The sequence below is a fragment of the Advenella alkanexedens genome (genome assembly GCF_019132845.1).
GTDB lineage: Bacteria > Pseudomonadota > Gammaproteobacteria > Burkholderiales > Burkholderiaceae_B > Advenella > Advenella alkanexedens.
The window spans coordinates 90,425-114,841 of record NZ_JAHSPR010000004.1; the positions used below are offsets into that span (position 1 = coordinate 90,425).

23 protein-coding genes, 2 tRNA genes and 1 pseudogene are annotated in these 24,417 nt (G+C 47.0%); 2 read left to right on the forward strand and 24 right to left on the reverse strand.

Annotation, left to right across the window (positions count from 1 at the left end; genetic code table 11):
* Positions 1 to 23 precede the first annotated feature (23 nt).
* The gene (locus KU392_RS06580; RefSeq protein WP_217734925.1) at positions 24 to 1,769 is read right to left on the reverse strand and encodes a VWA domain-containing protein; all 1,746 of its coding nucleotides are present in this window, start codon (positions 1,767 to 1,769) and stop codon (positions 24 to 26) included.
* Between the two features lie 514 nt (positions 1,770 to 2,283).
* Here KU392_RS06580 and KU392_RS06585 point away from each other — a divergent pair.
* Positions 2,284 to 2,400 (forward strand): annotated as a pseudogene (locus KU392_RS06585) (transposase domain-containing protein); the annotation flags it as partial.
* Positions 2,401 to 2,772: 372 nt separating this feature from the next.
* Here the strand turns inward: KU392_RS06585 and KU392_RS06590 are convergent.
* From KU392_RS06590 to KU392_RS06665, 16 genes are all read right to left on the reverse strand, one after another.
* Positions 2,773 to 3,594, reverse strand: a complete 822-nt coding sequence (locus KU392_RS06590) for an IclR family transcriptional regulator domain-containing protein (RefSeq protein WP_211182379.1) — start codon at positions 3,592 to 3,594, stop codon at positions 2,773 to 2,775.
* 20 nt (positions 3,595 to 3,614) lie between these two features.
* Positions 3,615 to 4,775, reverse strand: a complete 1,161-nt coding sequence (locus tag KU392_RS06595) for a C4-dicarboxylate TRAP transporter substrate-binding protein (protein ID WP_169295097.1) — start codon at positions 4,773 to 4,775, stop codon at positions 3,615 to 3,617.
* A 45-nt stretch (positions 4,776 to 4,820) separates the two neighbouring features.
* Complete coding sequence (locus KU392_RS06600) at positions 4,821 to 6,275, reverse strand: NAD-dependent succinate-semialdehyde dehydrogenase (RefSeq protein WP_217734926.1); 1,455 nt, start codon at positions 6,273 to 6,275, stop codon at positions 4,821 to 4,823.
* Positions 6,276 to 6,299: 24 nt separating this feature from the next.
* Complete coding sequence (locus KU392_RS06605; RefSeq protein WP_217734927.1) at positions 6,300 to 7,610, reverse strand: TRAP transporter large permease; 1,311 nt, start codon at positions 7,608 to 7,610, stop codon at positions 6,300 to 6,302.
* Positions 7,607 to 8,125, reverse strand: a complete 519-nt coding sequence (locus tag KU392_RS06610; protein WP_169295100.1) for a TRAP transporter small permease — start codon at positions 8,123 to 8,125, stop codon at positions 7,607 to 7,609. The genes KU392_RS06605 and KU392_RS06610 overlap by 4 nt, the downstream gene beginning before the upstream one ends.
* Positions 8,126 to 8,203: 78 nt before the next feature.
* On the reverse strand, positions 8,204 to 9,280 hold the full coding sequence (locus tag KU392_RS06615; RefSeq protein WP_217734928.1) for an alcohol dehydrogenase: 1,077 nt from the start codon (positions 9,278 to 9,280) through the stop codon (positions 8,204 to 8,206).
* 320 nt (positions 9,281 to 9,600) lie between these two features.
* A complete protein-coding gene (locus KU392_RS06620; protein WP_217734929.1) occupies positions 9,601 to 12,342 on the reverse strand; it encodes a cation-transporting P-type ATPase in 2,742 nt (913 codons plus the stop codon).
* A 73-nt stretch (positions 12,343 to 12,415) separates the two neighbouring features.
* Positions 12,416 to 12,580 (reverse strand): hypothetical protein, encoded by a 165-nt coding sequence (locus KU392_RS06625; RefSeq protein WP_217734930.1) that lies wholly within the window; start codon positions 12,578 to 12,580, stop codon positions 12,416 to 12,418.
* 37 nt (positions 12,581 to 12,617) lie between these two features.
* On the reverse strand, positions 12,618 to 13,553 hold the full coding sequence (gene thpD / locus KU392_RS06630; RefSeq protein WP_281421604.1) for an ectoine hydroxylase: 936 nt from the start codon (positions 13,551 to 13,553) through the stop codon (positions 12,618 to 12,620).
* A gap of 12 nt (positions 13,554 to 13,565) precedes the next feature.
* On the reverse strand, positions 13,566 to 13,961 hold the full coding sequence (locus tag KU392_RS06635) for an ectoine synthase (RefSeq protein ID WP_169295104.1): 396 nt from the start codon (positions 13,959 to 13,961) through the stop codon (positions 13,566 to 13,568).
* Positions 13,958 to 15,265 carry a diaminobutyrate--2-oxoglutarate transaminase gene (ectB, locus tag KU392_RS06640; RefSeq protein ID WP_217734931.1) on the reverse strand — a complete coding sequence of 436 codons (1,308 nt, stop codon included), beginning with the start codon at positions 15,263 to 15,265 and terminating at the stop codon, positions 13,958 to 13,960. The genes KU392_RS06635 and ectB overlap by 4 nt, the downstream gene beginning before the upstream one ends.
* 85 nt (positions 15,266 to 15,350) lie before the next feature.
* Positions 15,351 to 15,917, reverse strand: coding sequence for a diaminobutyrate acetyltransferase (gene ectA, locus KU392_RS06645; protein WP_425514648.1), 567 nt, complete (start codon positions 15,915 to 15,917; stop codon positions 15,351 to 15,353).
* A complete protein-coding gene (locus tag KU392_RS06650; RefSeq protein WP_169295106.1) occupies positions 15,914 to 16,453 on the reverse strand; it encodes a MarR family winged helix-turn-helix transcriptional regulator in 540 nt (179 codons plus the stop codon). The genes ectA and KU392_RS06650 overlap by 4 nt, the downstream gene beginning before the upstream one ends.
* Before the next feature lie 356 nt (positions 16,454 to 16,809).
* A tRNA-Asn gene (locus KU392_RS06655) sits at positions 16,810 to 16,885 on the reverse strand.
* A 122-nt stretch (positions 16,886 to 17,007) separates the two neighbouring features.
* Positions 17,008 to 17,083 (reverse strand) — tRNA-Asn (locus KU392_RS06660).
* Positions 17,084 to 17,244: 161 nt separating this feature from the next.
* Positions 17,245 to 18,153, reverse strand: coding sequence for a polyphosphate kinase 2 family protein (locus KU392_RS06665; protein ID WP_169295107.1), 909 nt, complete (start codon positions 18,151 to 18,153; stop codon positions 17,245 to 17,247).
* A gap of 138 nt (positions 18,154 to 18,291) precedes the next feature.
* Between KU392_RS06665 and KU392_RS06670 the strand changes: the two genes are divergently transcribed.
* Positions 18,292 to 18,540 (forward strand): hypothetical protein, encoded by a 249-nt coding sequence (locus KU392_RS06670; protein WP_371808419.1) that lies wholly within the window; start codon positions 18,292 to 18,294, stop codon positions 18,538 to 18,540.
* 155 nt (positions 18,541 to 18,695) lie between these two features.
* Here the strand turns inward: KU392_RS06670 and KU392_RS06675 are convergent, their stop codons facing one another.
* The 7 genes from KU392_RS06675 to truB form a co-directional block, all read right to left on the reverse strand.
* Entirely contained in the window at positions 18,696 to 18,908 is a 213-nt protein-coding gene (locus tag KU392_RS06675) for a hypothetical protein (RefSeq protein ID WP_211182380.1), read from the reverse strand.
* Between the two features lie 216 nt (positions 18,909 to 19,124).
* Positions 19,125 to 19,757, reverse strand: coding sequence for a copper chaperone PCu(A)C (locus tag KU392_RS06680; RefSeq protein ID WP_217734932.1), 633 nt, complete (start codon positions 19,755 to 19,757; stop codon positions 19,125 to 19,127).
* Between the two features lie 54 nt (positions 19,758 to 19,811).
* Positions 19,812 to 20,312, reverse strand: a complete 501-nt coding sequence (locus tag KU392_RS06685; RefSeq protein ID WP_169295109.1) for a copper chaperone PCu(A)C — start codon at positions 20,310 to 20,312, stop codon at positions 19,812 to 19,814.
* 34 nt (positions 20,313 to 20,346) lie between these two features.
* Entirely contained in the window at positions 20,347 to 20,940 is a 594-nt protein-coding gene (locus KU392_RS06690; RefSeq protein ID WP_169295266.1) for an SCO family protein, read from the reverse strand.
* Positions 20,941 to 21,176: 236 nt separating this feature from the next.
* Positions 21,177 to 21,527 (reverse strand): hypothetical protein, encoded by a 351-nt coding sequence (locus KU392_RS06695; RefSeq protein WP_169295110.1) that lies wholly within the window; start codon positions 21,525 to 21,527, stop codon positions 21,177 to 21,179.
* A 293-nt stretch (positions 21,528 to 21,820) separates the two neighbouring features.
* A complete protein-coding gene (gene typA, locus KU392_RS06700) occupies positions 21,821 to 23,647 on the reverse strand; it encodes a translational GTPase TypA (protein ID WP_169295111.1) in 1,827 nt (608 codons plus the stop codon).
* Positions 23,644 to 24,396 carry a tRNA pseudouridine(55) synthase TruB gene (gene truB / locus KU392_RS06705; protein ID WP_169295112.1) on the reverse strand — a complete coding sequence of 251 codons (753 nt, stop codon included), beginning with the start codon at positions 24,394 to 24,396 and terminating at the stop codon, positions 23,644 to 23,646. The genes typA and truB overlap by 4 nt, the downstream gene beginning before the upstream one ends.
* Positions 24,397 to 24,417 lie beyond the last annotated feature (21 nt).

The window sequence follows — 24,417 nt, forward strand, 5'->3', positions numbered from 1 at the left end:
AATAAACAAATGACAAGACCCGCTTAAGGGTTGGGCTTGACCTCCACCTGCCTGCTGGTCAAGACCTCTTTGGTATCACGCATCATGTACCTGACCTGGTAAATACCGGGAATTGCCGGTGCATGCACCGACAGTGGGCTGCCCTGGCTGACTCGCGTTGCGGCAAGCGGTGCGGTTTCAGGTGTGGCATCCATGGGTACGACCTCAATGAAATCCTGTCGGTTACCCGGGCCGCTCCAGGTGACTTCAATAACCGAACCGGCCACCACGGAATCGGGGACGGTAATCGTGCCAGCCGTTTCTGCCAGGGTTACCGGTAAACTGGCCAATACCCGTGTTGAGCTATTCAGCACATAGCGCAACTCATACTCACCCACCTGGGCCGGCATTTTAATCACAAGCGGTGAACCAGAGGAAGTCCGTGCATAATCCAGGTATTTATTGGCGGGGGCACCTTTGGGTACAACGGTCACGTAGTCTGATTGATTGTCCGGCCCTGTCCATACCACAGTTACTTTACCGCCCGGCACAGCGGTATTCAGCAGCTCCAGTCGCGCCGAAACCGGTGTTATGTTGATAGGTTGCGACGCCAGCACACGCTTGGAATTATTCAAAACATAACGGATTTCATAGTTCCCCAAACCATCAGGCACCACAAGGCTGACGGGATTTCGGGAAGCCGTACGGGCATAATTGTTATATTCTTTATCGGGAGCACCCGCTTCAACCACCGTAATGTAATCACCGGGGCTATCGGGCCCCGTCCATTGCACCTCTATGGTTCCTCCTGCCCCAACGCTTTCAGGACCGGACACCGTCGCTTCTACAGGGGTCAATTCAACCGTTTGCCGGGCCAGTACCTGACGGTCTTTGTTCTGGACATAACGGATTTCATGCGTTCCCAAGGCATCAGGGACCTGTAAACGTAAAACCTCACCGCTGGCCGTACGTTTGTATACGCCATATTCTGAATCCTTGGCCTCGGGCGTGACAATGGTAATGTAATCACCTGAGCCGTTCGGCCCGCTCCATGTAACCTCAATAACGGTTCCCGCTTGGGCGGTTTCTGGTCCCGAAACGGTTGCCAAAGGCAGGTCTGGCGTTGGCAATGGTTCTGGCTGTACTGCATTGGCAGATGATGCGGTTTGCACCGCCTCAAGCGCAGCGTTCATTGCCTTGCTTAAGTTCACCGCATCGTTGGCCGCAAAGTATTGTCCGCCCGTATTGTGCGCCAGACAGGCAACCTGCTCTCCCTGCTGCCTGCTCAGACCAAAGCCCACAACATGTGCAGTGAAATCAACACCGCTTTGCTTAAGCTCGGCACCCAAGGCACAAGGATCAGCCTGACAGGTCTCCTCACCATCTGTAATCAAGATCACGGTTGCCTTGTCTTCGGTATAGCGCAAAGCATCTGCCGCCTGCTGAACCGCTGCGGACAAGGGGGTTTTGCCAAGAAAACTCATGTTTTGCACGGCCTGCAAGACTGCCGTTTTATTGTTCTTGCCGGGCGTCACCAGCATTTCAATATCAGTGCAGCTGCCTTTCTCACGATGGCCATAAGCCATTAAGCCCAATTCCATCGTATCGGGGACGGTTTCAAGCATGTTGCCCAAAGCCTGACGGGCGATTTCATGCTTGGGCTTGCCATCTATCTGCCCCCACATTGAACCAGAGCCATCAAACACGATAATGGCCCGTTCATTAGCCACCGCATAAGCACTTGCAATCAACATCATTAACAGGGCAACCGGTTTACATATTTTCAACACAAAACACTCCAGACCACCAGGGTTGTTCAAAGGAATGTACAAGAAGAAGAGCCAGTCGCCATGAACAACCACATATATTAACCAGACACAGCCATTCTAATGACGTCCCTGCAACCTGTCACCGTCTGTTTGAACAGGCTTGGCGGCACATTCTAAATCTACGATACTGCGCACTAGTAATGGACATTTAAACCAACTCCATTATGGCCAACAGAATAGGCTTTCTCTTTATTTCCATTTTTTTGAATATTGATTCGAGGACCACCTTTCCATTGTGTTTTGAAAATAATATGGCTTCCACCTGATGATAGTTTCCGTCCAAAAATACTGCTTGTGATGCGCCCTCAACAATGGGGATCCAGAAGTTTGATTTATTCCACCAACCACGTATCATTTTCCAGCGTATCTTCGTAGCTTAATGCCGATTTCACACTTGACACTTGCTCAAGCAATATCCTTTCAGCATCCTCAGTACCATAAGCCAGCTCATAAAATCTTTTGAGGTTTGCCAGATACGGTCAAACTGAACGGGATCAATCCCGAGGCGTACCTGCGTCATGTGCTGACGGTGATTGCCGACTATCCGGTTAATCGCGTCGACGAATTATTGCCCTGGCGAGTGCAGCTGTAAAAAAGCTTTAAGCTGTCAATACGGTATGGGGCGGATGCTTACTGATATTCTAAAAAAACAACAGGTAATATTCATAAGCGAAAAAGTAATTTGTCTTGGTTCAGGTTAATTAATATACTTACCCGCTCTGATATGAATAAATCAAATTAACATATAGCTGCTACATGTCACGCTTCTTTTTGTTCTTAAAACTCAGCAGCCTGGTTTTATTATTGCCTGCGATATCTGCCAAGGCTCTTAATTTACATGCCACCAAATATCCCGGAAGATGGACATCCGCGTCCCGTACTCCCTGGTCAATTAATCAATCAATAACCGATTAAGGTTTTCGGCAAACACAAGCTGGTGGTTACTTTATGAACAAAAAATCACTTAAGGTAATACCAAAGTTATCTCTTGAGCGGCACTTTTCAAGACAGGCAAAAAACGTTGCAACATTTCCTCTGGCGATATCAGCCAGGGATTACAACTCACAATTAAGGCCAGTATCAATTGATGGCTGCGGTTATAAACAGGCACTGCAAGTGAACACATCCCCAGTTCCAGCTCTTGATTCACCAGACAATAACCTTGCACACGCACCTTCTTGATTTCCGCGATAATTTGCTTTGCCGTCTTGGTGTGTTCCGTTAATTTTTTACAAGCCTCATCCCTGAAAAATTCATCCAGTTGCTCATCACTTAAAGTTGCCAAAAAAATACGTCCCGTTGAGGTCACATACGCCGGCAGACGCGCGCCTATCTGCAGATTCATGGAAACAAGCCTGCTACGGCTGGCCCGTCCAATATAAACAATATCCTTATCCTCAAGAACAGTGACAGAGCACGACTCATTCAGGTCACGGGCAACCTGCTCAATAATGGGCGTCACACGCTCCATAAAATTAAGTGACGCCAGATATGAATATCCCAGATCAAGAATTTTGGCGCTTAAACTGAACTGTCCATTGTTTTGATTTAAATACCCCAACTTAGACAAAGTCAGCAAAAAGCGTCTTGCCGCAGCCCGGCTAAGGCCCACCTTTTGCGCAAGCTCGGTAACTGTTAAACAGGGGGTTTCATCGTTAAATGACTTAATAACCTCCAGTCCCTTGGCAAAGGTTGTCAAAAAATCCTTGTCGGAATCATCTGTTTTTATGACCTTAGACAAAACCCTCTTTCCTATGCAGATAAAACATAGGGTGACATTGGCCACCCTATGAATCATGTTAAAACTTAGTTGCCGTATTTGTCTACATCAATCTTGGAATAAACTTCATCCCAGTATAATTTTTGCAAATCTTCAGCAGACTGGATATCAGCCTTGGCAACAATATCACTCCATTTATCAACCAATTTGGACATTGTGCCAGACAAATCTTTCAGTCGGGCAGGGTCCAGCTTGTATTCCTGCGCATAAAACTCAGGGATATAAGCCAGGTCTTTACTGATGAATTCATGTGATTTCTTCAACAACTCAGGATCAGCCTGCATGACATTAATCCCTTTCTTACGTGCTTTTTCGAGATCATCCATCGCTTGTTTCTGATAACGATAAGTTACCTCAGAGGTCATGACTGAACCGGCTTTTAACAAGGCCTCTTTTTCAGCCGTGCTAAACTTGTCCCACTTGGTTTTATTTAATGTAGCCGCACCACCCGCTGCATACAAACCACCTGGCACATCTGTCACAATATTTTTCACCACTTCAATCAAATTAAAGTTGGTCAACTCGGTTGCCGAGAAGAATGTACAATCCACCACCCCTTGGCTTAAGGCCTCGTAAGCTTCACCAATTGGCAAGGCAACCGGCTGGGCGCCAAATTCACGTGCCCAACGTGCCCAGGGCGCACCTGAAATACGAATACGCTTACCCTTCAGCTCTTCAACGGTATCCACAGGGGCATTACAGAACATGGTATACACAGGCGTTGAAACCACACCGGTATATACCTGATTGTTTTTCTTGAACTCTCCCTGGCACTCAGGACAATTGAGCATAATGTACTCAAGCATCGCCCCTGAATAAGCCATCCCTTCTTTTTCGGGAATCTTGTCATTGAGCGCAACCGACATACTCATATCTGCACCCAGGTTTGAGAATGGGTAGTCTGAAGGACTGTAAGCGGTTAACAAATAGCCTACATCAGCCAGACCTTTATTAATACCTTCATTCATTTCAGCATGACTGAGCAGTGAAAGCTCAAAAATACGAACCCGATGTTTGTTATTCGTTAACTCTTTTACCGCTTCAGCATACTTTTGCGCTGCTTCAATGGGGGCACCTGAAGGAAACCCAACCGCAAAACGCAGCGTATCTGCTTTAGCCGGCATTGAAAAAGACGCCGCTACAAGCGCACCGCCAACCAGACCTGTTAATTTTTTCATAGAAAACATGAAAGGCTCCACCTTAGTTATAAATTACAAAAAAAATTTGATTGCTTAATTTTTAATGCAGACATAGTGCATTTCCAAAAACTCGTCAATGCCATGCACCGAGCCTTCGCGACCGACTCCTGATTCTTTCACCCCGCCAAAAGGAACGGTTTCAGATACAAAACGGGGGGTATTGATACCCAACATGCCATATTCCATTTGATCGCTTAAACGGAAAATCCGACCTTTATCTTCCGTGTAGGCATAAGCGGCCAGGCCATAATTGGTGCTATTGGCAAGGCGAATAGCCTCTTCTTCCGACTTAAAGCGATAAACGGCAGCCACAGGACCAAAGATTTCCGTTTTGAAAACATCCATCTCGGGTGTGACATCGGCCAGAATAGTGAAGTTGAAAAACTGTTTGCCAATTTCCGGAAGATGAGCACCGCCCTGAACAAGACGCGCACCTTGCTCCACGGCTTTATTCACAATTGAACTCACTTTCCGGATGGCTTTTTCATTGATCAGAGGGCCATGTGTTGAATCAGGCTGCAAACCATTGCCCAGGCGCAATTTACCCAAGGCCTCTTGCAGCTTGGCAATAAAGGCCTCATAGACACCATCCTGCACCAGCAAACGATTGGCACAAATGCATGTTTGCCCCGAGTTATAGAACTTGATGGCAATGGCACCCTGCACGGCGGCATCCAAGTCTGCATCATCAAAAACCATGAACGGCGCATTGCCACCCAATTCCAGACTTAACTTTTTAACCGTATCTGCACACTGACGGCTAAGAATCTTACCCACCTCGGTAGAGCCCGTAAATGACAGTTTTCTGACAATCGGGTTGGCGCACAGCTCCTGTCCAACTTCATGGCCAGAACTGGCGGTAATGACATTGAGCACACCGGCAGGAATCCCGGCCTGTTCAGCCAGGGCTGCCAACGCCAGTGCTGACAAGGGAGTGTCTTCCGCTGGCTTGATGACCACAGAACAACCAGCAGCCAGGGCCGGTGCAACTTTTCGAGCAATCATCGAATTGGGGAAATTCCAGGGTGTAATGGCAGCCACCACACCCACCGCACGTTTTTTAACAAACTCGAAATTACCCGCGGCACTAGGTGGTAAAACATCCCCATTAACACGCATCGCCTCGTTGGCAAACCAGTCAATATAGTTGATTGATGAAGTGACTTCGCCTTTTGCCTCGGCCAGGCTCTTGCCTTGCTCGAGGGTTAAAATGGTGGCCAGTGTCTCAAGATGGGCCTCAACCAGTTGAGCCCAGCGCTTTAAAATAATCGAGCGTTGCTTGGCGGTTTGTTTGAGCCACAGTTTTTGTGCCTGCTCCGCCTTTTCAATCGCCAATCGGGTATCTGCCTGCCCCATATCAGGAACCAGCACGATTTGTTCGCCTGTGGCAGGATTGAATACCGGATATTTTTTTCCGCTAATCGCTTCAAGCCACTGACCATTAATCAAGGTCTTGTCCTTAATGAATTCAGTTACTTCTTTATTCATTGTTATCCCTCCAAAAAAAGCTTTTTAATTCGATACCCATTCAGGCAAATACAGGATGATTTCCGGAAAAATCAAAAACATGCCCACTATGGCCAGGTCTATCACCAGGAACCACAGGATCCCCTTGAATACCTGTGAGGTTGTCACTGCATCGCCAACGACACTTTTTACAACAAACACGTTCATGCCAACGGGTGGAGTAATCATGCCGATTTCCAACAATTTAGTCAGAATCACGCCAAACCAGATCAGGCTGAATGATGTGGTCTCGATAATGGGCAACAGCACCGGCAAGGTCAACAACATGGCACCAACGGGTTCCAGGAACATGCCCAGTACCAAATAAATCAGAATGATACCCAGCATGACCCACATATCACTGGCTTCAAGGCTAATAATAAAGTCAGCAATAAAATCACCGGTTCCTGATAGAACCAAAAAGCGGGTAAGCAGACTGGCGCCTACGGCAATAATCAATAAAGCACTGGTGGTGACTAATGTTTCCAGGGCCGCAGCCTTGAAAGCAGCCCATGTCATTGCCCTTTTCAAAATAGCAACCACACAAGCCAAAAACGCACCAATCGCACCGGCTTCATTGGGGGTAAACACGCCGCCAAACAACCCGCCAAAAATGCCAATCATGATCAGGATAATAGGCCAGGTATCTTTTAAGGCAACTACTTTATCCTTGAATGAAATTTCCTCCTTGACATCCTGAGCCAAAGACGGATTAAGCTTCACCCGGACATAAACAACCAGGACATAACCAATAATCGTTATCAGGCCAGCGGTAATGCCCCCCAGAAACAATTGAGAGATGGAGGTTTGCGCAATCACCCCATACAAAATCATGATGATTGAAGGGGGAATCAGGGCACCAATGGTACCGGCAACCGCAACCGTACCGGTTGCCAGGCTGGGATCATATTTGTAGCGAAGCATTTCCGGAATGGCGATCCGGCCCATGGCGGCAGAGCAGGCAATGGAAGATCCGGAAACAGCGGCAAAGCCTGCCGAACCAAAAATAGAGGCGATCGCCAAACCGCCAGGCACGCCTGCCAACCAGGCCCTGGCAGCCTTGAACATACCTTGGGTCAGATTGGTGTGATAGCAGATAAAACCCAGGAACAGAAACAATGGTACTGAACTAAGGGTCCAGTTAGCGGCAAAGTTGTAAGGAATGATACCCAGTGAAGACATGGCAATATCAACCCCAACAACAGCCCAAATACCCACAAACGAGACGGCTATCAATGTAAAACCAATGGGCATTTTTAACAATAACAGTACAAATAAAGCAATAAGCCCTATAAACCCGATGCCAATATCGCTCATTTTTGCTCCCCAATCATCTGGTTATTTTCTTTGTTCATTAAGTAAAGCAAAAATTTCACCAGGCAATAAACACCCAATAAGCCAGCCCCAAAGCACAAGATGAAGTAACTTGGCCAGGTAGGAATTGTGTAATCACCTTGCATGACCGAGGTTTTGGACGCCAGATTTTTCAAGGCGACCCCCCAGGATACATAGGCGATTAAAAATGCGGTGACTGACACAAACAGACTGCCGAACATATCAACGGCCTTATTCATTTTTGGCGAGAAAAAGCCAGAGACAAGCTCGACTGAAATCGCCGCTTTGGTTTGCTCGGTATAGGCCAACGGCAAAAATATCGCGATAATCATGTAGTAGTGCGCAACGAACGTGATGGTTCCTGGCAAAGGTTTATTGATAAAAAATCTTGCAACGATGTCCGCTGTCACATGGATCATCATTAATGCAATTGCCGCCCCACCAATCAAGGTAATCACTTGATTGATTTTTTTTAAAAGTATTTCTATGTGATTCATTATTCATGCTCTCTAATTTCATATCCATCCAGGACGGGTTTTCTCCAAGCCCATCCTGGCCTTTGAAATAACGTTCAGCTATGAATTTTCCAAAACCAGACGGCCTTCAACCTGCCCTTTGGTCAGCTGGTTCAAGGCATCATCGGCCTCATCCAGTGGCCTGATTTGAATAGGCAGATTGATCAAGTCGTGTTTGTTGGCAAACTCAATCAGCTCTTTCAGGTCCCCCAGTGACCCCGTGTAAGAACCAATAATTGAAATGGCTTTGGTAATGATGTAGGGAATGGGGTAAGACAGCTCTCCACCGTGCAAACCAACAATAATCAGTTTGCCACCTTTGCGGGCCAGGTTAAGACCCATTTGGACTGTCGCATCACCACCCACAAAATCAAGAACAGCGGCACAATTGGCATTGCCTGCCTGCAACACCGCTTCCAGCACATTTTCCTGGGAGGAATCAAAGACGGATGTGGCACCGACTTTCAGGGCAAGCTCACGTTTTTGCTCGGACAAATCCAGGCCAATAATGTTTTTCACACCCAGCAAAGACAAGGTTCTGATGGCAAGCAAACCTAAACCACCGCAACCAATCACAACAACGGCTTCATCGTCATGAACATCCCCCATTTTTTTAATGGCTGAAAAAGTGGTTAACCCCGAACATGCCAACAAAGAAGCATGGGAGGGATTCAAATTACCCAAGTCCATTAAATAACGTGGATGCGGCACCAATACATACTGGGAATAACCACCCGGTTTAAAAACGCCTAACGCGGCAGGCTTGGTGCAAAGATTTTCTTCGCCTCTTTTGCAAACAGAGCACTCACCACATCCAATCCATGGATAAACCAGCATTTGTTTGCCAGGCTGAATTTCCCCAGCCTGATCGCCGGCGGCTTCGATCGTACCCACAATTTCATGGCCCAAGGTGACAGGTAATTTGATTCCACGCTCTTCCAGCGATAATTTTTTGCCTTGCCCAAGACCATAATAGCCTTCATAAATGTGAACATCACTATGGCATACACCACAATAATTCACGCGCACAAGAACCTCGGTTCCAGTGGGTTTAGGTAATTCCACTTCCGTTCTTTTCAGGCCCATGCCAAATTCATTGAACTGGTACCGGACGTAAGTATTGACTTCAGTCGTCATATTTCGAGCTCCCCCAAGGGTAAATATTTTGTTTAATGCTAAAGCGATATGATTTATTTGAAAATCAATTTGTTCGCATATCGCACATCTTTTACACTAATCGCACAAACGAATATAACTGCAGCTCTACATAGCGTCAATTCTTTTACCCCTAAACCTAGGGTAATTCTGGATATAAAATGTTCTTTTTAACAACGAAACAATTCTGAGCAATTACTTTTAGACTTTTGAACCCTAAAACAATGATTTCTACTTTTATACGTATTTACACCAAAATAAAAGCCGCACATGTGCGGCTTTTTTTAAAAAAAATCTTTACGCTACTGCAACCCCAACCTTTTACCTAGGCCAGTACGTCGGATAATAAACTTCTCCAGTTCTGCCAGCAGGAACAGTAACAACCCCGCAGCCAGTACCTTGCCCCATTCCAGCAGCGACAGGCTGGCAGAATTAAAGATGGTTTGCATTATTGGCAAATAGGTATAGGCCAGTTGCAAAGGGATGCAGGCGGCAACCGCAAACAGGATATAGCGGTTGCCGGTCAGGCCCTCGCGGCTTAGCACCGATTTAAGAAAAAAGCGGCTGTTGAACAGGTAGAATACTTCACAAACCACCACAATATTAACCGCCATGGTCCGGGCCACCTCAAGGCTAGTGCCCGCATTCAATTCCCACAAAAATACCCCCAGCGCACCAATCATAATAATGACCGACACCATTAAGACACGCCAGATAAAAAAGCCCGAGAGCAAGGCTTCGCCGGGCGGACGGGGCCGCCGGTCCATAATGCCCCGCTCAGCCGGCTCAAACGCCAATGCCAGACCCAGCGTACCCGATGTGGCCATATTAATCCACAACACCTGGGCCGGTGTTAATGGCAGGGTCAATTCAAACAGGATGGCGGCAATCACCACCAGGACTTCCCCACCGTTGGTGGGAAGCATGAAAAGAATGAATTTTTTCAGGTTATCGTAAACAGCCCGACCTTCACGCACGGCACTGGCAATGGTGGCAAAGTTGTCATCGGCCAGCACCATATCCGACGCCTCTTTGGCGGCTTCGGTGCCTTTCATGCCCATGGCTACACCAACATCGGCACACTTCAGGGCCGGGGCATCATTAACCCCGTCTCCGGTCATGGCCACCACCTGCCCACTTTCTTGCAAGGCCTGCACCAGACGCAGCTTGTGTTCGGGTGCTGCCCTGGCAAAAACATCCACCTCCATGGCCACATTACGCAAGGTCTCGTCATCCATCACTGCCACTTCCGCACCGGTCAGGGCAGGCTTGCCAACGCCAATATTCAGCTTTTCACCAATGGCTCGGGCAGTTTCCACATGATCACCGGTAATCATTTTGACGCGAATACCGGCACGATGGCACTCACGTACAGCCTGTACCGCCTCTTCACGGGGCGGATCCATAATGCCCAGTAATGCGATCATGACAAAATCCGACTCCATATCGTTATGGTCAAGTAAATCACTTTGTGGTGCAGACCGCTTGCATGCCAGTGCCAGCAGGCGCAAGCCCTGGGCTGCCATATCGTTGGACATGCGCCGCCAGTAATCAACATCCAGTTCCTGTTCACCATTACTACCCAGCTGCGTGCGGCACATATCCAGGATACGTTCCGGTGCGCCCTTGACAAAAATCCAGGGTTCTTGCTGGCTGTCACAGTGGTAAGTGGCCATGAAGCGGTGCTGGGATTCAAAGGGAATGGCATCAATCCGGGGCCAGGCATTCTCATTGGGCTCATTCAGGGTAAGGCCCGCTTTTGCCCCCAGTACCAGCAAGGCACCTTCAGTGGGATCGCCCTCTACCCACCACCTGCCCTCTTCATTCAACAAACGGGCATCATTACACAACACACCAGCACGAATGGCCAGAGCCAGTTCGGGGTATTCGGCAGCCGTAATACAGCGCCCGTCAATGCATAATTCACCGCTTGGTTCATAACCCACGCCCTCTACATTGACTCTGTGCTCGGCACATATAATGCGCTGCACAGTCATTTCGTTACGGGTTAAGGTACCTGTCTTGTCAGAACAAATAACGGTTACCGAACCCAGGGCCTCGACGGCCGGCAACAGGCGAACAATCGCGTTGCGCCTGGCCATACGGCGCACGCCCAATGCCAGGGTGACGGTCATAATGGCTGGCAAGCCTTCAGGTATGGCAGAAGCGGTTAACGCCACAACCATCATGAACATGTCCTGGGGACTGTGCCCGCGCCATAACGTGCCCAGAACAAAAGTCAGTGCCGACAAACCCAGAATAAAGAAGGCCAGTTGACGGGCGAAATAATCCACCTTGCGTAGCAGGGGTGTTGCCAGGTTACGAATTTCTGACAGCATCTGGTTGATTTTACCCAGCTCTGTTTGGGCGCCGGTTGCCACCACCACCCCTACCGCCTTGCCATAAATAACCAGCGTGCCCGAATAAGCCATGCCATAACGGTCACCCAAAGGCGTATCGGGCTCGGCAGTTTCCGTATTTTTTTCTACCGGCAGGGATTCGCCAGTCAGGGCAGCCTCTTCAATACGCAGGTCTCGTACATTAATCAGACGTAAGTCAGCAGGCACCCGGTCTCCCGAGACAAGAGCCACCATGTCGCCGGGCACCAGATCGCCAGCGTCAATGTCATGGTGCTGGCCGTCCCGGATGACCGTAGCGTGTGGGGAGAGCATGTCGCGGATGGCATCCAGTGCCGATTCCGCCTTGCCTTCCTGGATAAAACCAATAATGGCATTAAGCACCACCGCCATCATCAGCACGCCGGTATCTATCCAGTAACCAAGCGAGGCCGTGATAACCGCAGCACCCATCATGACATACAGCAGAAGGTTATGAAACTGTAGCAGGAAGCGTAGCAGCGGCCCGCGTTTTTTGGGCGGTGCCAAACGGTTGAAACCATATTTCATTAAGCGCTGCCGGGCCTCTTCTTGCGCCAGGCCGCCTCTGCCAGTTTGCAACATTTGCTCTACCTGGCCGGGTGTTAAGGTATGCCAGTCTGTGGGGGACAACTGTTGGGGTAAGTCTGTATTTACACGGTCTGTCATTAATGAAGCCTTGGCTGATCGTAGCAACTTAAGGAAGAATTAGTTACGAATTGAACGAAAATACAAGCAGATTTTACATGGCCGTGATGACACCGTCCAGCCGGGACTTTTGAGTTTTAAGCATTGCTGAGAACAGTGAAAGCATATTCCAGACAAAAAATCCGGCACACCAGGCATGCAATGCATGAACGCCCTGTGTGCCGGATTCCTGTTTAAGCCGAATAACCATCGCCAACACTCACCATTGTCCAATGGCAAGAAAACTTCAATGCCAACTAGAACGGTGTCTGGCTGTTAACACTGTCTAACGGTTCCAGTGCTGAAAAATCCGATCGTGTGGCAATATACTCAGGCCGTGGTACCAAGCCATACTTGGGCTGCTCAAGCGTATTTTCAACACTGTTATACACCATGAATACGTTTGACCTTGGCCAGGGAGATATATTGCTGCTTGATCCATGCATGGTATTGCAGTCAAAAAACACCACCGAACCGGCCTTGGCTTGCATGGTCTTAATACCGCCCTGCTCTACCAGCAAGCTTAAGGTAAGTGGATCTGGCACCCCATATTGCTGTTTTTTAAGCGACTGTTTGTAATGCTCACCCGGTGTTTCACCAACACATGAAATAAATTGCATCTGTGAGCCCGGCACCAGCATTAGCGGACCATTGCATTCATTATTATCAGTCAGCAACACAGAACAGCTTAACGCACGCATTTTCGGCATGCCGTCTTCCACGTGCCAGGTTTCAAAGTCTGAATGCCAATAAAACTCCTTGCCGGTAAATCCCGGTTTAAGGTTGGCCCGGGATTGGTGGATGTATACTTCCGAACCCAGGATTTGCCTTGCCACATGAATAAGTCGCGGGTCACGGGCAAGGCGGCCAATAGACGCATTCAAGGCATGTACCTTGAAAATGGAACGCACGGCATCACTGCCCGGCTCTGTAATGGCCTCATCCATGCCGGCAATAGATTCATCCTTGCTCATACGAACAACCTCTTCAAGCAAAGCCGCTACTTCTTCCGGTGTAAAGACATTTTCAATTAACAGGAAGCCGTCACGCCGGTAAGCGTTCAGTTGCCCTGCCGAAAGCGCATCCGCATAATTGCCGTCATTCCATACCACGTCCTCATTTCTGGCCATAATGGCTGCCGTGCTATTGGTACGTGAAGCATAAAGATCAGTCATAGATGATGTGGTTATCATTGCATTCTCCCATTAAACGGTATCAGTCACCAATGGGTAAACACCTTCTTCATCATGCACTTCAAGGCCCGTAAGCGGTGGGTTGAAAACGCAGATCACCCGTAAGGGTTCTTTACCGCCACGCAGCCAGTGCTCGTCATGTTGATCCAGTGCATAAACCACCCCTGGGCCCAAGGCGTATTTTTTGCCATCAGCCACGGTTTCAATTTCACCGTCACCTTCAACACACCATACGGCTTCCAAGTGGTTCTGATAGTGAATATGTGTTTCGGTACCCGGAAAAATAACTGTTTCATGAAATGAGAATCCCATGCCGTCTTTTTTCAATAACACACGACGGCTCAGCCAGTTCTCAGTGACCACTTCTTCCTTGGTACCAATCACATCTTTCACATTCTTGACAATCATTTCTTTATTCCTCCAAATTTCAATACCTGGGCATTAATACCCTGGTTTTTTAATACTTCCGTTACACTGCGCTCGATAATTTCCAGCCCACGAATCAGAATTTCGTCTTCGATCGTCAAGGCCGGAAGAATTTTCAGCACCTCATCACGCGCACCCGAAGTTTCTATAACCAAACCATGGCCAAACGCTTTTTTGACTACTTTATTGGCCAGTTCAGGCTTGCTTTCGAACACCAGCCCCTGGATCAGGCCTCTTCCACGCACGCTTAAATCAGCACCGGGAAAGCTGTGTACGATATTTTCCAGCCAGTCACGTACCAGTCGTTCTTTACGAATGGTATTGCGGGCAAAGTCATCCTTGGCCCAATAGCTGTCAAGCGTTTGCGCTGCCGTAACAAAAGCCAGATTATTGCCCCTGAAAGTACCGCTATGGGCACCGGGTTTCCAGATATCCAGCTCTGGGTTGATAAGCACCAATGACATGGGCAAGCCAAAACCCGACAAAGATTTGGACAGGGTAATAATATCGGGGCGAATACCGGCCGTTTCAAAGCTGAAGAAATTGCCGGTTCTGCCGCAACCCACCTGGATATCATCCACAATTAACAGCATATCGTAACGGTGGCAAAGCTTTTCCAGCTCTTTAAGCCAACGCCAGCTGGCAACATTAACGCCTCCTTCTCCCTGCACGGTTTCCACAATAATGGCCGCCGGCAAATCCAGGCCGCTACTGGCGTCATCAAGCATTTTCTCAAGGTAAACAATGGTGTCTACATCGGGACCAAAATAACCGTCAAATGGCATGAAAGTGGTATTGGCCAGGGCAACGCCAGCCGCCCTGCGGAATTTCTCATTCGCGGTTACAGCTAGCGAACCACCGCTGACACCATGAAAACCATGGGTAAATGAAATGATATTGGAGCGTCCTTTAACCTGACGGGCCAGCTTAAGCGCCGCTTCGACGGCATTAGTGCCGGTTGGACCGGTAAATTGCAATTTGTATTCCCAGTTCCTGGGCTTAAGCAAAACGCGATCAACCGTTTCAAGAAATGTTTGTTTGGCGCATGTAGCCATATCCAGACTATGGACAAGGCCATCGGTTTCCAGATATTCAATCATTTTTTGCTTAAGTACAGGATTGTTGTGACCGTAATTCAAGGTACCGGCACCGCTGAAAAAATCAACGTATTCCCTACCTGTTTCATCAAATAACAATGACCCTTTGGCCTTATTAAATACAACTGGAAACGACCGGATGTAGCCTCGGACCTCCGACTCCATCCGGTCAAATATTTTCAAGTCCATGATATTCTCCTTTTTAATCATGATATGTAAAACACTTACTATGACCGACCCGCCGCAAACTGCCCGCTAGCCGGTTAGTGCTGTATTAAACCGAAAATGGCCCAATACGTATTAATTTCTCGTTTTCATGCGCTTCGGGGCCAAACAGGCTTTGCTCAAACAAGTCACTTTCATTCACGTTAGCCTTTAGTTTTCGCGCCAGGCTGCCAAACATACTGCGCGAAGCAATATTGTCTGGGCCAACCGTAGTTTCTATAAAGTTCACGTTGGCCAATTCAGGCCGCTGCAAGAGATTTTGCAGCATTTTCCTGCCCAGGCCTTGGCCGCGTGCCCGCTCATGAACAGCTACCTGCCAGACAAATAAAACGTCTTGCCGGGTGGGATGAATGTAGGCGGAAATAAAGCCATCCAGCCCATGGGCGGATTGGGCGACAACACAGGTATTTGAAAAGTGCTCGCACAGGAGCAAATAGGCATAAACCGAATTAAGGTCAAGTGGCGGGCACGTTGCGATTAGCTGATAAATGGCATAGCCATCGGTCTTGCATGGGGCCCGCAACAGGGCTGTGTTTTCTCTTGCGAGGCCATCTGGCAAGGCAGATGGGGTTTCAGGCAATGGAGGTGTGGGGTTGGGTGTTCGTGTTGTTGTCAAACCATAATTCCAGATTCAGGGTGAGCCCCACCAACGGGAACATCCAGAATGGGTGAGGCGGGTTCTTTGTGAACCTCGGCAGGCTCTGTACCGCTGGCCTCCATCAGTGTCACGATACGTTCAAGCGACAGCGTGATGGTGGCTTGCTCAAGTTCCGGCAACGCATTAAGCGCATCGGCCAGTTTTTTCTGCAATGGAGACGGTGTATTCTTAACCAGTTCAGCTCCTGCTTCGGTAGCGGTAATAAACACAGTACGCCTGTCCTGGCGCCCTCTTTCACGTTTGATGAAGCCTTTGTCTTCAAGGCGGTCAAGGATGCCCACAACCGTACTCGGACTGACGTGAATTTCACGACTGATGGCGGTTGCGGTAATGGGGCCTTTGGCCACAACCGCCCGCATGCAAATAAGCTGTGGCGCCGTAATATTGCTATACGACGCCAAATGCCGCGAATGCAAGGCGATAGACCTTGTAATGCGGCGCAACGCATGCAAAATGCGTAAATCGTACTGCAGACTTGATTCTATTGAATTCATAATGACACGAATGATTAGTGTTAAATTAATTTCTATGCGAACTATATTAAAGCAAAAATAGCTATCCCGCCAATAGAAAATAACTAAGATTTGATAGAAAATGCTACGAAAGACTGCTTTAAAGCCTGAAAATTCCTGATTAGCCTCTTAAAGCAAACAAAAAATAATATGTAAATATGATTTCAATAGAAACCATATTTAAACGAAGACTGAAAAATTTAGTGGAAAAACAGGACGCTGCCCTTAAGTGCCAATTGGGTTTAATTTATTATTGATGATTAAAAGACAAGAGATACTTAAAAGACAAGAAAAAAGCCGGCAATCATGATTGAATGATTGCCGGCTTTTTTGAATTTTGGCTCCCCGAACTGGGATCGAACCAGTGACCTGCGGATTAACAGTCCGTCGCTCTACCGTCTGAGCTATCGGGGAATAAGAAAGCTATTATAGCAATAAAAATTACAAAATCGCAAGAAAATTACATGCAAAATATAATTTTTGGTTTTTTAATTTCATTTCCCAAATTTACAACCCATACACATGGGTTTTAAATTTGGCTCCCCGAACTGGGATCGAACCAGTGACCTGCGGATTAACAGTCCGTCGCTCTACCGTCTGAGCTATCGGGGATCAAATAAGAATGAAATTATGCAGCAAATCAGCCAACATGACAAGCCCCTCGTGATTTTTATGCATTTTTTTTTAATTTTTGTGGTTTAAAAGTATCAATCATTCTGATTGTGTCGAAAAACACGTCCTACACACCCAATCAAACCCCATAATCCTGCCATTTATATTTTATAAATTCCCCGCTCTTCTTTATCCAGAATATCCTTGTAAGACTCAAGGGATACAAGAACTTCATTACTTAAACTGGGATACTGCAAATCAAGCTCTTTCAGGGTGGATAACACCGCATCTGCCACTGCCAGCCTGGCATATGCTTTATTATCAGCTGGAATCACATACCAGGGCGCATGCTCACAAGCAGTATGTCTGATGCTTTCTTCATAGGCATGCATGTACTTTTTCCAAAAAGTACGCTCATAAAGGTCATTTTTATCAAACTTCCAGTTTTTCTTGGGATTTTCGATCCGCTCGATAAACCTTGCTTTTTGCTCTTCAGGAGACAGATAAAGAAAGAATTTTAAAATCCTGGTGCCATTGCGTGCCATATGTTTTTCAAAAGCACAAATATCATCAAAGCGCTCTTTCCAAATATTTTCCGTCACCAGCGTGTCAGGTAAATTCTGCGCTTTCAACAGCTCAGGATGCACACGGGTAATCAGGGTTTCTTCATAGTAGGAGCGATTAAAAACGCCAATATTGCCCCGTTGTGGCAAACATTTCGTGGTGCGCCATAAAAAATCATGCCCCAGCTCTTCTGCGGATGGACGCCCAAAGGCATAAACCTCACACCCCTGAGGATTAACGCCAGACAATATATTTTTAATCGTAGAGTCTTTACCTGCCGCATCCATGGCCTGAAAAATCAGCAATAACGACCATTTATTATCCGCATACAAAATATTCTGGAGATCGGAAATTTCGTCAACCATTTCCTTGAGCATTGCTTCGGCATCGTTCTCGTTAATTTTCTCATCAGGAGCGGTTTTACAGTTCCTCAACTGGAACTGCCCCCCCTCTGTAACCCGATACTTCTTTGAGAAATTACGCTTGCCTTTATTGTTTTTCGCCATTGATCCACTCCATTTGAATCACCCTTTTTAACATAAGACACTCATCTATGCCAAAAGCATGGCAAAAGACAAAACCCGAAATTGCATCAATTAGTGTATGTACTTGCAGTCGCCCAAGGCTTAAGGTAACGTTAAAAAGTGGATGAAATTATTAATGTTTCTAACCAACAGGAGCAAACTATGACGTCTCACTCAAAAGCCAATGATAAACAAGAACCTCACACCGGCAAAGTAAGCAATGACACCAATCAACAAGGCAACAAACGACCCACTCAGCTAAACCAAGGCCAGCGAACCCCGGATAGCCGCAGCGATCGTGAAGCACACATTGGTGGTAACAATCAAACCCAATCACGACGGGGATCTGGCGCACATCCGAAGCGCTAGCGCTTGCCGTCATATTCATGATAAAAACCGTCTTTTTTGCGCAGACAAACTAAAATCCGGAACAGGCAAACCAGTCGGTTCCGGAAAATATGTGCCCTATAAACTCACAAAAGAATTAAATCCGTGCAAATATCACTTCAGACAATGGCGTTGAACTAGCCCGTTCTACTCCATTGGAATATCAATATTAAAAACAACACGCCCGCCAGGAAAAACATGAATTTCATCATGCGTGCACCATTGTCAGTGATCCACTGCATGGCCGCTCCGATGGTTCCTGCCCAAAGCTGATTGATTTTTCGGCTAAAAAAACGTGCCAGCCAAAACAGCACTAAAAATATAATCAGGAATTTAAAAAAAATGGCCATTGAGCTCCAAAATATTTATTCACAAGACACTCACAGCTTACACACAATTTACCAACAGTGTTGTTAACATTTTTGGAAATTATTGAGTTATTAACAAAAAAAGAGAACAAAAATGTGAATAGTACTTTAATAATTCTGTAAAAGAATCATAGCCCATTGAATTTTAATAATATTTTATTATTTGCTTATTTTTTGATCAAAATCGAAATTCAATGTCTAATAACTCAGGGAATTGGGTGAATTGACTTTGCACTGCACTGTTTTCATGCCTTCATCCTGAAAATAGAATTGCAATGAGATGAAATCACCCGGCTTGAGATTTGCCTGTTTATTTTCCAGCATAATATGATAGGTATTCAGTGAAAAAGACAGAGATCCGTTAGCGGCAATACTGACTTTATCAAGCCGCTCCATGGTGATCATACCCTGCTTCCTGATGTTTTCATGCATGACGGCCGAAGCATAAGACGGGGTTTTAATCGCGTTTAACACAAGTTCCTTGCCAGAGTTGTTCTTTAATTCGAAATAAGCGGCTGCCGGTAAATGTCCGGGTAATAACCTTACCCAACATCGATCAACCTCTACATGATCCAACTCAATCAGTTTGATTTCGGGTACCTGGTTTTGTGCTTCACTTTGACTTTTTTCCACCAAAAGCAAATGAGCGGGAATTTGGCTGATCCATTCCTCGGCCAGCAAATTACCCTGATCATCGTACTTGACTCTTTTTATCCCCTCGGCAGTACAAATTTCAATCCACTCATACTTGGGCTTTTTGAAGTAATCAACCGCCAACCATGAAATACCGGCCACCAACAGCACCGGGATAAAGAATTTTAAAATTTTCACAAGGGGCTTCATAGATAAGTAAAAAAGATCCGGCATGAAACCGGATCACAAACATTAATGTCCGTGCTTGTGCATTGACATAGGTTCATCATGCTTTGCAGTTTCGGCAGATTTTGTCAAAGGTTTGGCCAGTGCTTTAATATCGATAGTTTCCTTGCTGCCATCATTATTTTCAACAACAAGCTGCAGCTCAACCTCATCATTTTCCTTGACCTGATTATGCAAGTCGATAAACATGATGTGGTAACCACCCGGTTTCAACTCAACCTGCTTTCCATTGGGTAAATCAAGGGCGGGAATTTGACGCATTTTCATGACATCGTCCTGCATGGCCATTTCATGTATTTCCACCGCTTTGGAAATATTGGATTTGGCCTCAATCAGTTTTCCATCCTTATCGGATGTCAATTTCATGAAAGCACCTGTTGCCTGCTGTCCTGGAACAGTAGCGCGTACCCAGGCATCTTCAACAGTGACCGCCGCACTTGCTGAGGCAGAAAACAAAACAGCCGAAACAATCAGCGCCGAATTAATCGGTTTAATCAAAAATTTCATGGTATTCCTCTGTATGGGGATTGGTTTTTTGAAATTATGCTAGCAATTGACGAATATCTTCCGCACACTCTTGCGCACTTTGCGCATGCGACAAAGATAGTCTTAACTTGCCATCGGTATCAAAAACGTAACTAAGCGCGCTGTGATCCATTGTGTAAGAAGAACCGGTTGGCACTTTTTTATAATAAATTTTGAACTCTTTCGCCACAGCCTGTGTTTCATCCAGCGTACCGTAAAGCCCCATAAAAGAAGGATCAAAGGCATTCGTATATGCTTCCAACATTTCCGGGGTATCACGTTCCGGATCTATGGTGATGAACAGCACCTGTAATTTATCGGCATCTTCACCTAACAGACCTTTAATTTCAACCGCTCGTGCAAGGGCTGTAGGACAGACATCGGGACATTGGGTAAACCCAAAAAAAATCATGAGCGCTTTGCCCTTGAAATCATTAAGGGTATAACGTTTGCCATTAGGTCCCTGCAAGTTGAAATCACGCCCAAAATTTGCTCCGGTAATATCCTGTCCATGAACAACGAGCGGTTTTTCTTTACTGCAACCAGCAAGCATCAAAGGCAAGATGCCCAATCCGGTTAGCACCAACCTACGTTTTTGATTTATTGACATTGCATGCATTCAAGTTAAATAAAGCATTCAAATCCACCTTGAACAGAATGGGAAATGACGGGTAAAAACCGTGTTTTTATCAGGAGAAAATATATAAAAAGCGTGGTTTATGCCAATCAAAACTGTTCAAGGCGGAAGCATAGCGTTAAATACAACAAGCATGGTGAGCTTGGTCTAGAAGCCAACCTTGAATGGGTATTTAACAACATCCCGCTTAACGGGTTTGTTTTTACTTACTAGACTGCCAAAGGAGGTGCCCTTGGACCTAGCGGAGGCCCTGACAGGCGGACATTCATTACCTGAGAATGGTCGAGAGAGGGGGCAACCAAGCCGGGTAAATTGAAAACATCCAGGCCGACACCAGGTGAACCCGCTAGCATTCCTTGCGCGTTAACGACGCTGAAAGGACAACTTAACATGCCATCGTAGGCATTATCCGGGCTGGACTGATTATGCGGGGTTTCGATTGAAACAAAAGTGGACTGGGTACCTGTTGGTGTACAAAGAATGATCTCTATCTTGCCCTGGCCCAGAGCCTGCATATTGGGCATATAACCAACCGGTATGAGCGAACGCAGCGCAAACAAGGCCAGACACAGGTATAAGAATATATACCTGCATGAGATACCTTTAAGCGGAGAAATCCGGTTCACAGTCATCTAAGGAAAGTTAAATTGATCACACTTTAAATTACAAACAGAGGATACCGACTGATACTAACATTGAAATATTATATCGTAAACCATAAAACCACGCTAAATAGATGCTACATGATTAAAATCAATATCCATCACGCACAAATAAACCGCCCCTTCTGCCCAGACTGCAAGCCTGAACTGAAGCGGCGGTTTATTGACTGTGCCGTTTTTACCAGGTCTAATTACAAGCCGGAATTCTCACGGGCGGCACGCTTGCGCTCATGCTCAAGCAGGTAGCGCTTGCGCAGACGTATGCTTTTGGGTGTTACTTCAACCAGTTCATCGTCATCAATGAACTCAACCGCGTATTCCAGATTCAGCTTGATAGGCGGAACCAGGCGCACGGCTTCATCAGTGCCCGAAGCACGGATATTGGTTAACTGCTTGCCCTTGATGGGGTTAACCACCAGGTCATTATCACGACTGTGAATACCGATAATCATGCCTTCATACAGAGGCTCACCGGGTGACACAAACATCCGGCCCCGATCCTGCAGTTTCCACAAGGCATAAGCCACGGCATCACCATTATCCTGACTGATCAGAACACCATTGCGACGCTCACCCACACTACCTTCACGAACAGGAGCATACTCATCAAAAATATGACTCATAAGACCGGTACCGTGTGTCAGGGACATAAACTCGGTTGAGAAGCCGATAAGACCACGTGCAGGAATACGATACTCAAGCCGGGTACGGCCACGGCCATCGGATTGCATATCCAGCAGCTCACCTTTACGGCGGCCCAACTCTTCCATCACACTGCCCTGATGTCCATCTTCAAGGTCTACGGTTAACAATTCCAGCGGCTCACAACGCACGCCGTCAATTTCCTTGTAAACCACACGAGGACGGGACACGGCCAGTTCATAGCCTTCGCGACGCATGTTTTCAAGCAAAATGGTCAGGTGCAGCTCACCACGGCCAGATACCTCAAACACGGTATCATCGTCAGTATCTTTCACACGCAGGGCCACATTGGATTTGAGCTCAAGATTAAGACGATCGCGAATCTGACGACTGGTCACGAATTTACCTTCACGACCTGCCAACGGTGATGTATTAACCATGAAGTTCATGGTCAAAGTGGGTTCATCAATTTTCAGCATTGGCAACGCTTCGGGCTTGGCCGGATCACACAAGGTACAACCGATACCGATCTCATCAATGCCGTTAATCAGGACAATATCACCGGCTTCAGCAGAATCGACCTGCACACGCTCCAGACCCCGGAACTTAAGAACCTGGTTGACACGACCTTTAAAGGTGGCGCCATCCTCACCAAATTTGACCACCACATCCTGCCCGGCACGGATGCGACCACGGTTAACCCGGCCAACACCAATCTTGCCCACATAACTGTTGTAGTCAAGCGAGATGATTTGCATTTGCAAGGGGGCATCTTTGTCATCATTCCGCTGTGGAACATGCTGCAAAATAGCATCAAACAAGGGACGCATATCGCCTTCACGCACATCATCGGTCAGACCTGCGAAACCGGACAGGCCAGAGGCATACACAACCGGAAAGTCAAGCTGCTCTTCTGTTGCACCAAGCTTGTCAAACAAGTCGAAAGTTGTATTGATGACAAAATCGGGACGTGCGCCAGGACGATCAATTTTATTGACCACAACAATGGGTTTCAGACCCAGGGCAAGGGCTTTCTTGGTCACGAAACGGGTTTGTGGCATAGGGCCTTCCACGGCATCGACCAGCAGCAAGACACCATCAACCATCGACAATACGCGCTCTACCTCACCACCAAAATCGGCGTGTCCGGGCGTATCAATGATATTGATGTGGGTACCTTCATATTCGACAGCGCAGTTCTTTGACAGAATGGTAATGCCACGTTCTTTTTCAATATCTCCGGAGTCCATGACACGTTCAGCAATATGCTGGTTATCACGGAACGTACCCGCCTGATGTAACAACTGATCAACCATGGTTGTTTTACCATGGTCAACGTGAGCAATAATCGCAACGTTACGGAGCGCTTGGCTCATAGTATTTCCTTTTGAAGTAGTTTTAACGGCACGAGACCGTCTGGTAGTTCATCCAGGGCTATCAGCGTATCAACCGGTGATTCCATACTCTGCAATGAAGCAAGGTCAATTGCATTATCTATGGTAAACGGGCCAACCGCCGTTCGCCGCAAGGCAATAAGGTGCGCAAAGCAGCCCAATGCCCTTCCAATATCCTGGGCAAGTGTGCGTATATAAGTGCCTTTACTGCAAGACACTTCCAACTCGACCATCTCAGGTTGAACACGCAGCACATTTATTTCGTAGATGGTTACTGTACGAGGTTCACGCTCAAGCTCTATTCCTTGACGCGCATATTCATAAAGCGGACGCCCATCCCGCTTCAAGGCCGAATACATCGGCGGAATTTGCTGTATTTCACCCAAAAAACGGGGCAATACATTGTTTAACCGTTCTGCGGTAATACCGGTAAAATCCGCAGCCTCCTGAGTAACAGTCCCCGTCAGGTCGCCTGAATCGGTTTCCGAACCCAACTGAAGCGTGGCAATATATTTTTTATCCACATTCAGCATGGGACCACATATTTTAGTCGCTTTCCCAAAACAGCAGACTAACAAGCCGGTCGCAAAAGGATCCAAAGTTCCTGTATGACCGGCTTTTTTTGCATCCATAGCACGTCTGGCTCTTTGCAGGGCGTGGTTGCTTGATAAATCTACCGGTTTATCAAGCAGTAGCACCCCGGTAATGTCCAGACCTTTCCTTCGTCCCATTTGTTTACCCAAATACCAGGC

Excerpts from the sequence above, each read along its gene's own strand:
- KU392_RS06690 (WP_169295266.1), bottom strand. The coding sequence starts at position 20,940 with ATGTCAATAAATCAAAAACGTAGGTTGGTGCTAACCGGATTGGGCATC.
- KU392_RS06635 (WP_169295104.1), bottom strand. The coding sequence starts at position 13,961 with ATGATTGTCAAGAATGTGAAAGATGTGATTGGTACCAAGGAAGAAGTG.
- ectB (WP_217734931.1), bottom strand. The coding sequence starts at position 15,265 with ATGGACTTGAAAATATTTGACCGGATGGAGTCGGAGGTCCGAGGCTAC.
- KU392_RS06610 (WP_169295100.1), bottom strand. The coding sequence starts at position 8,125 with ATGAATCACATAGAAATACTTTTAAAAAAAATCAATCAAGTGATTACC.
- typA (WP_169295111.1), bottom strand. The coding sequence starts at position 23,647 with ATGAGCCAAGCGCTCCGTAACGTTGCGATTATTGCTCACGTTGACCAT.
- KU392_RS06665 (WP_169295107.1), bottom strand. The coding sequence starts at position 18,153 with ATGGCGAAAAACAATAAAGGCAAGCGTAATTTCTCAAAGAAGTATCGG.
- truB (WP_169295112.1), bottom strand. The coding sequence starts at position 24,396 with ATGGGACGAAGGAAAGGTCTGGACATTACCGGGGTGCTACTGCTTGAT.
- KU392_RS06675 (WP_211182380.1), bottom strand. The coding sequence starts at position 18,908 with ATGGCCATTTTTTTTAAATTCCTGATTATATTTTTAGTGCTGTTTTGG.
- KU392_RS06615 (WP_217734928.1), bottom strand. The coding sequence starts at position 9,280 with ATGACGACTGAAGTCAATACTTACGTCCGGTACCAGTTCAATGAATTT.
- thpD (WP_281421604.1), bottom strand. The coding sequence starts at position 13,553 with ATGATAACCACATCATCTATGACTGATCTTTATGCTTCACGTACCAAT.
- KU392_RS06620 (WP_217734929.1), bottom strand. The coding sequence starts at position 12,342 with ATGACAGACCGTGTAAATACAGACTTACCCCAACAGTTGTCCCCCACA.
- KU392_RS06600 (WP_217734926.1), bottom strand. The coding sequence starts at position 6,275 with ATGAATAAAGAAGTAACTGAATTCATTAAGGACAAGACCTTGATTAAT.
- KU392_RS06595 (WP_169295097.1), bottom strand. The coding sequence starts at position 4,775 with ATGTTTTCTATGAAAAAATTAACAGGTCTGGTTGGCGGTGCGCTTGTA.
- KU392_RS06605 (WP_217734927.1), bottom strand. The coding sequence starts at position 7,610 with ATGAGCGATATTGGCATCGGGTTTATAGGGCTTATTGCTTTATTTGTA.
- KU392_RS06685 (WP_169295109.1), bottom strand. The coding sequence starts at position 20,312 with ATGAAATTTTTGATTAAACCGATTAATTCGGCGCTGATTGTTTCGGCT.
- KU392_RS06650 (WP_169295106.1), bottom strand. The coding sequence starts at position 16,453 with ATGAATTCAATAGAATCAAGTCTGCAGTACGATTTACGCATTTTGCAT.